The organism is Nocardia nova (assembly GCF_002933465.1).
Classification (GTDB): Bacteria; Actinomycetota; Actinomycetes; order Mycobacteriales; family Mycobacteriaceae; genus Nocardia; species Nocardia nova_B.
Genome location: NZ_PSZE01000018.1, coordinates 118,312 through 132,419, shown reverse-complemented (window position 1 = coordinate 132,419; position 14,108 = coordinate 118,312). Strand labels below are relative to the sequence as shown.

Here is a 14,108-nt window from a genome sequence, read left to right as displayed (position 1 = left end):
ATGACCAGCTGGCGGCGGAACAACATGCCGATGTTGTCGGGCACGCTACGAGCCAGGTTGATGTTGTGGGTAACGATCAGAATCGTCGCGTCGATCTGCGCGTTGATATCGATCAGCAGCTGCGACAACTTGCGGATCTCGTAGAGCTCCTTGTTGGAGCAGGTGGTGATATCGGTGCCGTCGATGTAGATCGAGCCACGCTCGGGACGCAGCAGACCGATCAGCGACTTCAAGAACACCGACTTACCGGTACCGGAGGGGCCGAGCAGAGCGCTGACTTCCCCCGTGGGCAGCGTCAGCGTGACGTCGCGCCAAATACTTTGCTTACCAAATGATTTGGTCAGGTTCTCGACTGAGACTTCGACACCCATCGTTGCGTTCCTTCCGTGTCTGCTCAGACGGGGGTGATGTCGGAGATCAGCCACCGAGAGCCACTGTGAGTCATGGTTATCCGGACTCGGCTGCCGTCGAGGCGAGGGCCGGGCATGGTGGTGCTGGTTGTGGTCTGGTTGAGGAACATCAGCAGTGACACGCGATCGGCTGCGGCATCGACCACCGAGGTTCCGACCACTTCGGCCTTGGTTGTGATCGAATCCTTGTGTGCCGCAGGGATGATGACCGAGGTGCTGAGGTGGGTGAAGTCGTCTTTGAATTTCCCGCTCAGATTGTCGGTGACTTTGGGGAAGTCGGTGTCGACGGTGTGGAAGTCGTAGGACAACACCGCGGGAAGCTCCGTCTTCGCCGCGGATTCGGCCTCGGTCTTCGCTGTGCGGATCGCGTCTGCGTGGTGAAGGCAGACCGCGGAGATCGTTGCCGCGGTGGCTGCACCCGCCGACGCGACGACCAGCACGGCCGCCGTCACGACCAGCGGTACGCGGCGGACGCGCGCGAGTGCGGTGAAGATACGTCGTGGTGTAAACGGGATGGTCATGCTACGAACTCCACATTCGACACGAGCCATTTCGACTCGAGCTTGTCCAGGGTCATTTTCATTCGGTAGACACGCATTTGCCCTTCGGGTGCTTCGGTGTTCTTCACCGTAGAAGTGACCGCCGCCAGCACCGTCGCGTGGTGGTCGTCGGAGCTGACGATCCCGGCTTCTTTGACTTCGCCGGTGGATATCACTTGTCCCTGGGTGAGTACCGAGGAGAACGTTCCCGACACTTTGGCGAATTGGTCGCGGAATGTTCCAGTGGAATTGGCGGCGATGGTGTCGAGACTGTGCTGGGCCGAGTTGTGGTCGAGCGTGACGAGTTCGGCCGCGACTTTGCGTCCGGTGTCGAGCACGGCGCGATCGCGTTCGGCCGCTGCCTTGTCGGCGCCTGCGTCGAGGTACAGGCGAGTCGCACAGACGGCGACAGCGATCGTCAGCGCGGTCAGGATCAGCACGGCGGCAGCGAGTCTGGGATGTGTGCCACGCTGCGGCCCGGGTGGCGTGGAATCGCTCGTGGATTTTTCGTCGACACCGGTGTCGGTATCGGCGACGAGTTCGGTGTCGGTATCGACGTCGGATTCTTCGATTACTTGATCAGCAGTGATTGCCATCCGTTGACTTCCTTTCCGGTCGCGGCGGGCGCCGGGCCGATGAGATATGTGATGCCGTCGGGTCCGCGGAAGGTCCCGCTGGATTCGGAGTAGGGGACCGCTGTGAGGCCGGGTGCGGGGACCGTGATGGCCGCAGGCGCTCCCGTCGGCGGGGGCGGCGGTGCCGGTTCCGGTGACGGCTGCGGGCCGGTGCTGGGAGCACCCGGACGAGCCAGCATTTCCGGCCATGTCGAGGGCAGTCCGCGCGGGCAGTTCGCGACGTCTGCCGTCCGCGTGGAGGGGTCGGTGGCGCACGGCACATTCCGCGCTCCACGCACCACCTTGGGATTGTCGGCACGCACGTCGCAGTGCTGTCCCGGCGTCGCGGGAACGGGTCCGGTGTCGGAGGGGTCGCGCCGCACGGTGCCCTGGTAGCCCTCCGTACACGGTGGCGGGTTGAGGGTGTCGCCGAGTTTGATGTCCAGCGGTAGCGGCAGTTGCGGATCGGAGCTGTCCTGATAGCCGACCGCACTGTTGTTCACGACCGCACTCAGCGCCGGATAGATCGTCAGAATCTGGCGGAGCTCCGGGACGTTGACGCGGAGAACCTGTCCCACGGTTTGCAGATCGGCCAGCAGCAGCGGCAGGGTCGGGGTGAGTTCGGTGAATGTGCCCGCCACCATGTCGGCGGTACTGGGGCCCTGGTCGAGCAGGTTGCGTATCTGCGAGTCGCTGAGGACCAGCTGGTGGGTGAACGAAGCCAGGTCGTGGCTGAACGAGCGGATGTCGGGGCCCGCCGCGTCGGTCGTGGTGAGCAGCGGTTCGGCATCGTTGATCAAGGTCAGCGTCGGCCCGAGGTCGGCCTGGGCCAAGTGGATCAGCGACGAGGACGACTCGATCAGCCCCGACAGCGCCGGCCCGGTACCGTCGAGTGCGGCGGCGGCTTCGTCGACAGCCCTGTTCAGGTTGTCGGTGTGGATGTTCGCCAGCAGCGTCTGCAGGTTGTCGAGGACCTTGCCGGTGGGCGTGGGTACGGAGGTCTTACGCAGCGATATCCGGGACCCGTTGTGCAAGTACGGCCCCTTGTCGTCGTCCGGTATCAGATCGACATACTGTTCGCCGACCGCGGACATGCTCTTGATCGCGGCAGCGGTGGTGGCGGGAATCTTGTCGTTGTCGGATCTGATCTGGAGCTGCACCTCGGCCTTGTTGTCGCGCATGTCTATCCTTGTCACGCGGCCGATATCGGAGCCGCGGTAGGTGACCAGTGCGTTGGTGTACAGCCCGCTGGCTTCGGTGAATTCGACTGTGACCGTGTAAGTTCCGATTCCCGTCAGGCGCTGGACATTGACGTAACGGAGCAGGCCGTAGACGAGGCTCACGACCGCCAGCACCGAGAAGACGATCAGTTGTGCTTTGACCAGGCGCGATTTCATCATCGTCCTCCGCGGGCGGGTTGGGTCGGTGCGGTCAGCGGATCGACTGCCTGATCGGGTCCCGAAGGCAGCATGTCAGGGAAGGGGATGCTGCCGATCACCTTGTTCTTGATGGCGTCGGCGCTCAGATCCAACGTGAGAAACAGATTGAGGTAGTCGCCGCGAATGCCGTCGACAGCGGTGACCGGAAACGGCACGCTGAGCGCGATCAGCAGGGATTCGGGTAGGTCTTTTCCTGAGGCGGCGAGTTGATGCAGAACCGGTTGCAGGCTGGCCAGATCAGCGGCCAGGCTGTCTTTGCTGCTGCGCAGGACCTGCGCGGCCTGGGCGCCGAAGCGGCCGACGCTGTCGAGCATCGTCGTCAATTGCTGCCGTTGGTCGTCGAGGATCTTGACCGCGGGCTGGATCTGTTCGATGCCCTTTCCCAGAGCGGCGTTCTGGTCGGCCAGTGACTGCGAGAGCGTTCCGAGGCTGTCGATCGCGCGCACGATGTTCGCGCGCTGGGTGTCCAGACCGTCGACGAAGGTCTGGATTCGCCCGATCGCGCTGTTGACGACGTCTTCGCGTCCGCCGACCGCTTGGTTGAGTTCGCTCATGATGGTGCGTACCTGTTGCAGGCCGCTGCCGTTGAGCAGCAATGACAGCGCGGAGAGCACCTCCTCGGTGGCCGGATACTCCGAGCTGGCCGACAGCGCGATGGTGTCGCCGTCACGAAGGCGACCGGCGGGTGGTGCGTTCTTCGGTGTCGTCAGTTCCAGATACTGCGCCCCGAGAACGCTGGTCTGCGCGAGCTGTGCGGTCGTGTTCTTCGGCAGCGCCACGGTCGTGTCGATGTCGACCGTGGCGACGGCGATGTAGTTGCGCACCTCGATCTTGCGCAGGACACCGACGGTGACGTTGTCGGCCTTGACCACCGAATTCCCGACCAGGTTCTGCGCATCCCGGAGCTGAACGTGCACGGTGTAGCTACCGTGGTGAATCGCGTTGTTCGGCAAAGGAATCGAGTTGGGGCCGTCCATTCGGCAGCCGGCTGCCAGACCGCAAACCAGCAGTGCGGCGGTGAGTGCGCTCGCGCGGCGGATTCGGTTCATCGACCGACCCCCAATCCTGGGATGAGCAGCTGCGGCAACGCCAGCGGCGGTGGGCTGGGCGCCGGTGGTTGGGCGGCACGCAGCGCGGAGGCGAACAGATCGCCGAAATTGTGGCTGGCGCGCGAACATTCCTGTTGCGGGGCGTTGACGGTGGTCAACAGCGCGCAGATGAACGACATCGGCTCCGGGTAATCGGCGACGCTGACCGCGGCGGTGAGGGTGCGCGAACGCGGGTCGTAGATGTTGTAGAGGTCGCCCAGTGCGGTCGGGGCCACATGCAGGATCTGCGCGAGGTCGTCCTGGCGGTTGACCAGTAGCCGGGAGATCCGGGTCAGCGCGTCGACGTCGTGGGCCAGCGCGGTGTGATTGTCCTTCACGAAGGTGCGGATCTCGGGCAGCATCGCCTGCAGGCCGCCGACGGCGGCGTCGAGCTGGGTGCGGTTGTCGTCGAGCAGCCGGGACAAGCTCGACAGCTGACCGGTGAACTGGGTGATCTGCTGATCACCGGCGGCCAAGGCCGATACCAGCCCCTGTAGATTGCGAACCGTGCTGAACAGGTCCGGCCCGCCTTGGGCGAGGGTCTGCGCGGCGGCGGACAGGTTGGTCAGGGTTTGCTTCAACGTGGTGCCATTGCCCGACAGTGCCGCGGAGGTGGCATTGGCCAATCGGCTCAGTGATCCGTCGTGGCCCTGCTGCGGTCCGATTTCGGTGGCGAGTTGATCGAGTTGCTTTTTGACCTGGTCGTATTCGACCGGGACCGCGGTTCGCTCCAGTGGGATCTCCGCACCGTCGGCCAGCGCCGGCTGACCGTGAGAATCCGTGGTCAGCTGGACATACCGTCCCGAAACCAGAGTCGGCGCCACGATGACCGCGTGGGTGTCGGCCGGCACGAAGTTGTCGGCGTCATAGGACATGCGGACCCCCACCCGGTCGCCGATCGGCTCGATTCGGTCGACCGTGCCGATTCGTACCCCTCTGACCGTGACCGGATCGCCGGTGTAGAGGCCGGTGCTGTTGGCGAAATACGCGGTGATTCTGTGTGTGTCGCTGCTCCTGACCATCGCTACAGCGACAGTGAGAGCGATCGCCGCGGCGACACCGATAGCCAGGATGCGACCCGGCAGTGGAATTCGCCGCAGCGTGGCCGAAACGTTTGCGCGCATCTACTTTCCACCTCCGAGGCTTCCCGGCACCTGTCCGTGCAGGTTGGCTGGCGTGATGTTCTGCAGCAGGACATTGAAGAACGGGCCGCTGCCCACCACTTCCCCCATCTGCGTGATGAACGGCCGCAGGCCGGTGATCGCGTCGTTGATGTTGGCGTAGTTCTGGTTCAGCAGCGCCACGGTTTTGTCCAGGTCGGCGAGCATCGGCGGCGTGGTCGCCGCGTTTTCCTTGGCCAGGGCACGTAACTGGTCGCTGACGTTGCGGACGTCGACCAGAAGCGCGCGAATCGTTTCCGCCCGGTCGTTGAGCGCCGCGAACAATGTCCCTCCGTCGCTGATCAGCGCCGTGATCTTTTGATCGCGTTCGGCGAGCAGACCGGACACGGCGCTGGTGTTTCCGAGCAGTTGTTGTACGGCCTGATCGCGGGAAGCGACCGTGTTGGACGCGCGGGAAATGCCCTCCAGCGAGGACTTCAGATTCGGCGGAAGCTGTTCTACCAACGAGGAGACACTGTCGAGCGCATCGGACAGCTTCTTCTTGTCGGTGCCGGCGAACTTGTCCGTCAGTTGCGAGAGCGATTCGGTGATGTCGTAGCCGGACGTGGTTCGTGCGACCGGAATTGTTTTGCCGAGACTGCCACCACCGTCGGGATGTAGTTCGACGTAGCGTCGCCCGAGCACGGTCTCGACTTTGATCGCGGCGCCGGTGCGGTCGCCGAGATGGCGTTCGCGACTGTCGACCCGCAATGCGACATCGACGTGGTCACCGGCCAGCCGGATGGAGTCGACCTTGCCGACCGTGATTCCGCTGATCTGGACGGTGTCGCCCGGCTGCAGGCCGCTGGCATCGGTGAATTGTGCTGTGTAGGTGGTCTTTGCGGGCCAGCCCGGAATCTTGTCGTAGTTGAATACGAGTACCAGCAGTACCGCGATGACCGCGGTACCGATCCAGCCGATGCGGACCGGATCTCGATCGAAGAACGACTTCATAGGTCACTTGCACCTTTCGGCCGGCACGGTGAGCATCGGTGTGGTCGTGTAGCCGCCGCCGATCTCTGGGTATCGAATCGCCAAGCCGCACAGGAAGAAGTTCACGAAGCTTCCGTAGCCGCTGACCTGGGCGCCGCGCCGATAGACCTCGGGCAGCTTGGCCAGCACGAGTTGCAGGGTGTCTGTGCTGGCGTTGAGATCGGCTGCGGTGCGCTGCAATCCGTCGATGTCGGCGGCAATGGCGGGTCGGTCGTCGGCCAGCACGCCGGCGGTCTGCGACGACACGTCATCGATGCGTTGCAGCGCGTCGGTCAGTGTGCCCCGGTCCTTGTTCAGCCCGGTGACCAGTTCCTGCAGGCCATCGACCAGCCCGGCGAACTGCTTGTCGCGGCTGTTGATCGTCTTCAGTACGAGGTTGAGATTGTCGATCAGCCGGCCGATGACCTCGTCGCGGTCGGCGACCGAATTACCCAGCGTGCCAAGCTGTTCGACTATTGCCGAGACGCTCTGCTGGCGGCCGTTGAGCACCTCGACCAGCGATGCGGCGAGTGAGTTGGTCTCGTCGGGATCGAGCCCCTGCAGCAGCGGACGGAATCCGTTGACCAGAGCGTCGAGATCCAGCGCCGGGTGCGTCCGGGACTCCGGGATGGTAGCTCCGTTCGGCAGTACTCCCGACGAGTCCGGGCGCACGGTGAGCTCGAGGTAGCGGTCGCCGATCAGGTTTTTGTATTTGATCGCCGCGGTCGCCGAGCGCAGCACCGCGACATCGTCTTCCACGTTGAAGCCGATGTCGGTCAGTCCGTTCTTCGCGAAGTCGACGCTGTCGACTTTGCCCACGACGACACCGGCGACCTTGACATCTTCTCCCGGCTTGATACCCGACGCATTGGTGAATAGGGCGTGGTAGTTGCGCTGGCTACCGAACCGCAGATCGCCGATCACCACGAACAGTGCTGCGGTGACGAGCGAGGTGACGGTGAAGAAGGCCAGCAACTTCAGCCCGTCTCGACGCGCGCTCATCGGGTGAGTTCGTAGATCAGTGCGGCGAACGGGTTGCCGAGCACGTCGAGCGGCTGGCGGACGGGCCGGTAGGCGTGCGATCCGTCGCCGAAATCGATGTGACCCGGTGCGGGACCGCCGGAGCCGGCCGCATACGGATAGCAGGTCGGCGCGCCGTCGGCGCCGTTGACCGGCAGGTCGTCGGGATAGGCGTAGGGCGGGTTGCCGAGCAGCAGAGTACCCACGATATTCAGACCCGGGCGGCCACCGAGCGCCCGTTCCAGAACCTTTCGGGACTGGTTGAGGCTGGCGAAGAAGCACGGGAAGCTCGGTGCGCGTTCTGCGAGCATCCGTGTCGTCGGTTCGAGGGCGTCGAGTGCGCTGATCAAGGGGGTACCCGCCTTGTCCATCAGGCCGGATCCGGCGTTGCCGAAACCGGTGAAGCTGAGTAGGAAAGCACTCAGGCTCGTTTGTTTGTCAACGATGGTCCGGCTGGTCGCGGATAGATTCGTCACGGTCGTCATCAGGTCCGGAGTTGCGGCGGCGAGGGTGTCGAGGTTGTCGGCCAGCAGCGGGATGTCGCGTTGCAGAGTCGGGATGTCGTTGTTGAACTGACCGAGGTAGTGATCGAGATCGGTCAGTAGGTCGCCGACCTGTTTGCCGCGCCCGTCCAACGCCGTCGAGGCGGCGGTCAGGGTGGAGTTGATCTTCTGCGGGTCGACGACCTTCAGAATTCCCAGCAAGGTGTCGAGCGTGTCGTTGATTTCGACGGTGCCCGTGGCCGAGTCGATGACCGACCCGTCGTGCAAGCGCGTCGACGCGGGCTGTTGTGGCCAGAGCAGCGACACGAACTTGCGGCCGAACAGGGTGGTCGGCTCGATGTGGGCGCCGACATTGCTGGGGATCTTGCGGGCCTGTCCGGGGGCCAGGTCCAGCGCGAGGACCGCGTGGTTGTCGGCCAGCTGAACTGCCGCGACGCGTCCGACGACGACGCCGTCGACTTTGACATCGGACCCGGCGGCCATGAGTAGTCCGGCACGCTCGGCATGCACGTAGACGCGCACCGAACTGGTGAAGCTGCCGTTGTAGGAGGCGACGGCCCCCATGGCGGCCAGGATCACCCCGGCGATCGCGGTGAAGCCGAGTATCAGCGCCTTTCCGCGCGAGATAGTGCCGGTCATCCCGACACCCGCACGGTCGAGTGCACGCCACCGTAGATGGTGATGCCGACGAGCAGGTCGATCAGCATGATGGCGATCAGCGAGGTGCGTACCGCCCGTCCTACGGCCGTGCCGACTCCGGCCGGGCCGCCGGTGGCGTTGTATCCGTGATAGCAGTGCACGCACATCACCACCACTGCCATGACCACGACCTTCGCGAAAGACCACAGCACGTCGCTGGGAACGAGGAACAGATTGAAGTAGTGGTGATAGGTGCCCGAGGACTGATTGGACATGAATACGCTGACGAACTCGGTGGAGGCATAGCCCATGAACAGCGCGATCGCATACAACGGGCCCACCGCGATGAGCCCGGCGAGGATCCGGGTGGTCACCAGATAGGGCATGGACGGCACCGACATCACCTCCAGCGCGTCGATCTCCTCGCTGACCCGCATCGCGCCGAGCTGCGCGGTGAATCCCGCGCCGACCGTGGCGGTGAGCGCGACGCCGGCGATGACCGGGATGGCCTCGCGGGTGTTGAAGAACGCCGAGATGAATCCGGACATCGCTTCGATACCGACCCGGCCCAGCGAGCTCGTTCCCTGCTGGCCGACCTCGTAACCCGCTGCAGCAGTGAGGAATCCGACGATCACGACGGTTCCGCCGATGACCGCCAATGCGCCCGTGCCGAGGCTGACCTCCGCGATCAGCCGCAGTACTTCGGAGCGATATCGCCGGAGCACGCGAGGCGCCGCGGCCAAGCTGGAAAGATGGAATGCGATCTGGTTGCCGATATCGGCAACGCCGTTGACAGGCGCGCCGGCGGACTTGGCCGCGGTACGCGCCCAACGCTTGCGGCGCAGGGCATCGGAGATGCCGTAGGTCGTCGAGGATGTCATCGAACGCTCCGGTCAGTGCAAGGAAAGGGTGGTGATGATGGCATTGGCGAAGAACAGCAGGACGAAGCTGAAGACGACCGTCTGATTGACGGAATCCCCGACGCCTTTCGGCCCACCCTTGACATTGAGGCCCAGATGACAGGCCACGAGTCCGGCGAGCAGCCCGAATAGCGTGGCCTTGAGCTCGCTGAGCAGCAGGTCCGGAATTCCGGTGAGGATCGGGATCGCGGTGATGAATTGGCCCGGAGTCGCTCCCTGCAGGTACACCCCGTACAGGTAGCCGCCGATGAGGCCGACGGCGGTGACCAGTCCGTTGAGGAACAGGGCGACCACCGTGGAGGCCAATACGCGGGGGACCACCAGTCGCTGAATGGGGTTGATTCCGAGCACCCGCATGGCGTCGATCTCCTCGCGGATGGTCCGCGAGCCCAGATCGGCGCAGATTGCGGTGGCGCCGGTGCCGGCGACCGCGAGAACTGTGACGATTGGGCCGATCTCCCGCACCACCGCGACGCCCGCTCCCGCGCCGGACAGGTCGATGGCGCCGACTTCGCTCAGCAGCACATTGATCTGGAAGACCACCATGACGCAGAACGGGATCGACATCAGCAGCGTGGGAACGATCGAAACGCTCGCGATGAACCATGCCTGGGATACGAATTCCCGAAGCTGGAACGGCCGTCGTGGCAGGTAACGGAACGTTTCGAGGGTAGTCGCATAGAAGTCGCCCAGTACCTTGGGAGTTCCTCGAGCGCCGGTTGCGACCGCCGTGACCAGGCGGGACAACTGGACTTCGGTTGCTGTCATCACACTCCATTCCTGAGCTCGGCTCGTACCGGTATTTACGCGCGCGCTGGGTCAGTGCCGTCGCATCGGGGAACGCACCGGCCGTATCCGAATTACTGCCTCGGCGACGTGAGCCCAGCAGCGCCGCGGCGAGGTGCCAGGAGAGTGCCGACCGAGTAGTGACCTAGAACACGTCGACGAGCGGCTGTGATCCAGAGCGTAGCGAACGATAACGAGCAAGGCGGAACTTTTCAATACAGTGCTGAGGAAAATGTAAACCGCGCCGCCGCAAGTGCGCTGCCTGTAGCCCGCGCAGCGGGGCAAGCCGTGGATCTGCGGCTGCTGTATTCGGGCGCGCGAGGGAGCCTCGTTAGCGCGTCGACATGCGGAAATGGTACGACTCGAGGATGTCTCGGTCGCGAAAAGCGAGGGGTGCGGCGACGTGCGAACTACGCGGTCTGAACGCTCCGGTGCAGGTCAACGGGGATGGCGGATACGGGTGGACGAGCGAAGATGCCGGCTATCACCGCGGCGACCTGTTCGATCGCGCGCTCCACGGTCCCGAGTGGTTGAAAAATGTGGCTGAGATTCATGCGGATGACGACCTCGACCATCGATTTCAAGGTGGCGTCCTCTACTGCCGGTAGTCCGTACTGCGCGCGGACCGCGTCGGTAAGGGTGTCGAGCACCCGGACGAGTACGGGTTCGGGCTCGGTCATCACTGCCGGTAGCAGAGCGGTATCTCCTGCTTGGCGACCGGTCAAAATGGCCTTGATCAGGCTGTTCTCTGCTGCGGTGTGGAGCGCGAATTCGGTGGCGGCAGTCAGGCCGGCGACCGGGTCGGCCGTATGCGGGGCGAGGCCGTCGATGATCCCGGCCATGAACTGGTCGACTTCCCGCTCGATCAGCGCCTCCGCGAGGGACTCCCGCGAGCCGAGTTCCTTGTACAGCACCGGGCGGCTGATGCCGACCTCCCTGGCCACGCGTGACATGCTCACCGCGCCCCAACCCTCGGTGCATACGATGTCGCGCGCGGTCTCGAGCGCGCGGTCACGCAAGAGTCGACGCGTCTCGGAGTGAAAACTCGACGCTTCAGCCACGTTGTCAATCCTATATCAGACTCGAGGCTGCTCAGTTGTTGACAGTTAGCTCACTATTGTATTCAATTGATGCAGATTGCTCTGTACTGTAAACAATGTAGCCCGGAGCGGGCGGCTGCTTGGTTCGGACGTGATGAAGCACAGATGCCCCCACGCGAGTCTGGCTAGGTTTCCGCGTGTCGCAACAAGGCGCCTGGCCGCTCGGGCGTGGCCTGTGGTACGTGGTATCGCCGTTCCAGATGGAAGCGAAACAGGTACGCGAGTAGGTAGTTCTCCCGTCGTTCACCGTGCGGGCACGACGAATGCTGGCTGAGACAAATGAGGCGCTACTGCTCGAGGGCACTGATGGACCATTCACAGAATCGGCAGAGAAGTCGCTCCAGCACGGTGCGTGACGCGCGGCCGCAGCAGCGGTTGCGAGGGTCCCGCATCGAAGACAAGAGTCCGTCGCCGAGGGTGAGCTATGACTCCGGCTGGGTGCGCTCCTCGCTGAGCCAGCTGGACTTTCTCATGTCGGCACGATCGGTCGATATGAAACTAGTGCCATTGATCGAGTTCTCCATCCGCTGGGCGCCGTTCGGCGGTGCCGACTCCGGTGATCTGCTGATCTCGTTCGGTGTCAGCCGCCGACGTTTCGTGGAGATGATGCGCGCCAGTCTGCAACCTCGCCCCATCGACAACCAGGAAAGGCGATGGCTCAAACGTAGGCTGCTGGATGCCCTAGCGGCGGCATGGGATGTCGACAACCCGGCTTCCTCGGGCGAGGTGCGTTGCTGAAGCTGAATGGGGGACATCCGGTCGGCGCGACCGGTGGCCGAATCCTCGCAACCCTGCTACGCGAGCTCGACCGGCGTGAGGGCCGGTACGGCCTGGAAACGATGTGCATCGGTGGCGGGCAGGGCCTGGCTGCCGTCTTCGAACGTTCTGCGTGACGGGGCACCCTCCTCGTATAGCGGTGCGGAGAGGGATATGGCATGTTCGCGGCCCGCAGATCCAAGTTGGTGGAGTCAGCAGGGGCGGTCGGCACGTCAAATTGGCCTGAGGCCTCGCAGACGCATGAACGGCGATCGGATTTTGAAGCGCAATAGGCTCAGGTGAGCTTACCGCAGAGTCTGGTCGACGGACTTGATGATCGCGGCGCCGATTCTCGGCCATCGATGCGGCCCGCAATTCGTCTTCGGTCTACCTGACCGCGGTGAGGATGTACTGTAATCCCTTGCCTGCCACAATCTCTGAAGACAGTTGCGCGCCGGGGTACCCCCTCGCTCGGGGCGTGTCCAAGGCCCCCGTCGTGGCCCCATCGGCCGGCCAGTGGCCGACAACCCCGGCGGATCGGCATTCTTGCGGCACTGTCCCAACTTCGACCAGGATGCGGTGCTGGTCCTGACTCCGTGCCGGGCATCGCGTCAGGACCTCGGCAACGACGGGAATCGCGAACGCCTCCTCGACATTCTTCGGCAATCTGCTTGCGCTGCGGTAGAACCGCTTCAACTAATCGGCCAGCTTCGGAAGCACAGTTTCCGCGGCTTTCGTGCCGAGAACGGTGACGTTTGCGCGGGCAGCGCGACCAGAATTTCGTCGACATCGCTCTGTGCCCATGCGGCCGTACCGATAGCGTTTGCGCCTGACTACACCCGCCGGGGTTGCTCGCATGGTGGTCATCATGTGCGGAAAGGGGTATTCATTACTCCTGTGTGACATATGTGCCTGTGGTCACATTAGTGGGCTTCCGAGTTAAATATCACAACCGCGAGTGTGGACGCCTCCCAACAGTCGGCACTCACGATTCCAAAGAGGGGTTATGCGAAAGACAAAAAGTGCGGTCGTTGTCGCAGCCGCGGTGCTGACGGCCTTCTCTGCCGCAGCGTGCAATTCTTCGAACGAGCCCACGGCGAACTCGTCGGCGACATCCTCGGATGTTACTGCCGCCAAGACGGCAGTCGACCAGGCCTACGGCGGTCTCTACACGGCGCCCGCTCCCGGACCTGTTGCGCAGAAGGGTAAGAACGTGTGGGTGGTCTCCTGCAGCCAGGCCCTGCCAGGCTGTGCGGAACCGGCTACCGCCATTCAGAACGCTGCGAAAGTTCTCGATTGGAACATCACAGTCGTCGATGCCAAAGGCACGCCGGCTGGAATGAGCTCAGCTATTCGTCAAGCAGTCGCGGCTAAAGCCGACGGAATCATCGGAGTCGCGGTGGACTGTCCCTCGGCGAAGGGAGCCTTGAGTGAAGCCAAGGCGGCTAAAATTCCCACAGTCGGTGTCTACGCCTACGACTGCAATGATCCAAAGGTCAATGGTGGTGACGCTGAATATACCGCGCTGATCAATAATAACGGCACGCCTGGACAGTTCGGTTCGCTCTGGGGGAAGCTGAAAGCCGACTACGCCATTGCGTCCACTGGGGGTAAGGCGAAAATTGTCCAGGTAACGCATCCCGACTTCCTCGTTACACAATACGAGTTCGATGGATACAACGCTGAGATAAATAAATGTTCGAGTTGTCAGGTGGTTGATAAGGTTGACATAACGGCCGGGGAGCTCGGGCAGCCAGGAATAGTAGCTCAGAAGGTTGCGACGGCTTTGCAGCAGCATCCCGATGCGAACGTACTGGAGATCCCCGATGACAGCACCCTGGCATTGTCCGTGCAGTCCGTCAAAGCAGCGAATCGCAAAGATTTGAAAGTGATTGCTGGAGAGGGCTATCCCTCGACATTCGACTTCATAAGGTCGAGGACTGTTACGGCTGCGGTTGCAATTCCTGCCGACTGGTTGGGATGGAGTGGCGCCGACGCCCTGAATCGGATCTTTGCCGGGCAGGCAGACATTCCCAATGAAGGTGCCAGCTTCCAGATCATCGACGCCGAACACGGTCTGCCCCCAGCAGGGCAGGGGTGGACGCCGAAATTCGACTACATCAGTGCGTTCACCCGCTCCTGGCGGGGCTGATCGCGATCGC

The 14,108-nt window shown here is 63.3% G+C and carries 14 protein-coding genes and 1 pseudogene; 3 read left to right on the top strand and 12 right to left on the bottom strand.

From position 1 onward, the window contains the following. From C5E41_RS21390 to C5E41_RS21335, 12 genes are all read right to left on the bottom strand, one after another. On the bottom strand, positions 1-371 hold a 371-nt coding region (locus C5E41_RS21390), incomplete at its 3' end, for an ATP-binding cassette domain-containing protein (RefSeq protein WP_146097631.1). A gap of 23 nt (positions 372-394) precedes the next feature. Then, on the bottom strand, positions 395-931 hold the full coding sequence (locus C5E41_RS21385) for a hypothetical protein (RefSeq protein WP_104377568.1): 537 nt from the start codon (positions 929-931) through the stop codon (positions 395-397). Beyond that, positions 928-1,389, bottom strand: coding sequence for a hypothetical protein (locus C5E41_RS21380; protein ID WP_104377567.1), 462 nt, complete (start codon positions 1,387-1,389; stop codon positions 928-930). Before C5E41_RS21380 ends, C5E41_RS21385 begins: the two co-directional genes overlap by 4 nt. 131 nt (positions 1,390-1,520) lie before the next feature. Next, positions 1,521-2,963, bottom strand: a complete 1,443-nt coding sequence (locus C5E41_RS21375; RefSeq protein ID WP_104377566.1) for an MCE family protein — start codon at positions 2,961-2,963, stop codon at positions 1,521-1,523. Beyond that, the gene (locus tag C5E41_RS21370; protein ID WP_104377565.1) at positions 2,960-4,051 is read right to left on the bottom strand and encodes an MCE family protein; all 1,092 of its coding nucleotides are present in this window, start codon (positions 4,049-4,051) and stop codon (positions 2,960-2,962) included. The genes C5E41_RS21375 and C5E41_RS21370 overlap by 4 nt, the downstream gene beginning before the upstream one ends. After that, complete coding sequence (locus C5E41_RS21365; RefSeq protein ID WP_104377564.1) at positions 4,048-5,214, bottom strand: MCE family protein; 1,167 nt, start codon at positions 5,212-5,214, stop codon at positions 4,048-4,050. Before C5E41_RS21365 ends, C5E41_RS21370 begins: the two co-directional genes overlap by 4 nt. Further along, positions 5,215-6,204 (bottom strand): MCE family protein, encoded by a 990-nt coding sequence (locus C5E41_RS21360; protein ID WP_104377563.1) that lies wholly within the window; start codon positions 6,202-6,204, stop codon positions 5,215-5,217. Positions 6,205-6,207: 3 nt separating this feature from the next. Then, a complete protein-coding gene (locus C5E41_RS21355; protein WP_104377562.1) occupies positions 6,208-7,224 on the bottom strand; it encodes an MCE family protein in 1,017 nt (338 codons plus the stop codon). Then, positions 7,221-8,384, bottom strand: coding sequence for an MCE family protein (locus C5E41_RS21350; protein WP_104377561.1), 1,164 nt, complete (start codon positions 8,382-8,384; stop codon positions 7,221-7,223). The genes C5E41_RS21355 and C5E41_RS21350 overlap by 4 nt, the downstream gene beginning before the upstream one ends. Then, positions 8,381-9,265 (bottom strand): MlaE family ABC transporter permease, encoded by an 885-nt coding sequence (locus tag C5E41_RS21345; RefSeq protein ID WP_104377560.1) that lies wholly within the window; start codon positions 9,263-9,265, stop codon positions 8,381-8,383. Before C5E41_RS21345 ends, C5E41_RS21350 begins: the two co-directional genes overlap by 4 nt. Before the next feature lie 12 nt (positions 9,266-9,277). Further along, positions 9,278-10,072, bottom strand: coding sequence for an MlaE family ABC transporter permease (locus C5E41_RS21340; RefSeq protein ID WP_104377559.1), 795 nt, complete (start codon positions 10,070-10,072; stop codon positions 9,278-9,280). A gap of 428 nt (positions 10,073-10,500) precedes the next feature. Next, entirely contained in the window at positions 10,501-11,151 is a 651-nt protein-coding gene (locus C5E41_RS21335; RefSeq protein WP_104377558.1) for a TetR family transcriptional regulator, read from the bottom strand. Positions 11,152-11,682: 531 nt separating this feature from the next. Here C5E41_RS21335 and C5E41_RS21330 point away from each other — a divergent pair. From C5E41_RS21330 to C5E41_RS21315, 3 genes and pseudogenes are all read left to right on the top strand, one after another. Next, positions 11,683-11,928 carry a hypothetical protein gene (locus tag C5E41_RS21330; RefSeq protein ID WP_146097630.1) on the top strand — a complete coding sequence of 82 codons (246 nt, stop codon included), beginning with the start codon at positions 11,683-11,685 and terminating at the stop codon, positions 11,926-11,928. 11 nt (positions 11,929-11,939) lie between these two features. Beyond that, a pseudogene (locus C5E41_RS21325) lies at positions 11,940-12,083 on the top strand (acetyl-CoA C-acyltransferase); the annotation flags it as partial. Between the two features lie 869 nt (positions 12,084-12,952). Next, positions 12,953-14,098 carry a substrate-binding domain-containing protein gene (locus tag C5E41_RS21315; protein WP_104377555.1) on the top strand — a complete coding sequence of 382 codons (1,146 nt, stop codon included), beginning with the start codon at positions 12,953-12,955 and terminating at the stop codon, positions 14,096-14,098. The last annotated feature ends 10 nt before the right edge of the window (positions 14,099-14,108 follow it).

Bases quoted from the DNA above. Each gene is read 5' to 3' on its own strand.
- C5E41_RS21385 (WP_104377568.1), bottom strand. From the start codon at position 931: ATGACCATCCCGTTTACACCACGACGTATCTTCACCGCACTCGCGCGC.
- C5E41_RS21375 (WP_104377566.1), bottom strand. From the start codon at position 2,963: ATGATGAAATCGCGCCTGGTCAAAGCACAACTGATCGTCTTCTCGGTG.
- C5E41_RS21370 (WP_104377565.1), bottom strand. From the start codon at position 4,051: ATGAACCGAATCCGCCGCGCGAGCGCACTCACCGCCGCACTGCTGGTT.
- C5E41_RS21365 (WP_104377564.1), bottom strand. From the start codon at position 5,214: ATGCGCGCAAACGTTTCGGCCACGCTGCGGCGAATTCCACTGCCGGGT.
- C5E41_RS21360 (WP_104377563.1), bottom strand. From the start codon at position 6,204: ATGAAGTCGTTCTTCGATCGAGATCCGGTCCGCATCGGCTGGATCGGT.
- C5E41_RS21355 (WP_104377562.1), bottom strand. From the start codon at position 7,224: ATGAGCGCGCGTCGAGACGGGCTGAAGTTGCTGGCCTTCTTCACCGTC.
- C5E41_RS21350 (WP_104377561.1), bottom strand. From the start codon at position 8,384: ATGACCGGCACTATCTCGCGCGGAAAGGCGCTGATACTCGGCTTCACC.
- C5E41_RS21345 (WP_104377560.1), bottom strand. From the start codon at position 9,265: ATGACATCCTCGACGACCTACGGCATCTCCGATGCCCTGCGCCGCAAG.
- C5E41_RS21340 (WP_104377559.1), bottom strand. From the start codon at position 10,072: ATGACAGCAACCGAAGTCCAGTTGTCCCGCCTGGTCACGGCGGTCGCA.
- C5E41_RS21330 (WP_146097630.1), top strand. From the start codon at position 11,683: ATGAAACTAGTGCCATTGATCGAGTTCTCCATCCGCTGGGCGCCGTTC.
- C5E41_RS21315 (WP_104377555.1), top strand. From the start codon at position 12,953: ATGCGAAAGACAAAAAGTGCGGTCGTTGTCGCAGCCGCGGTGCTGACG.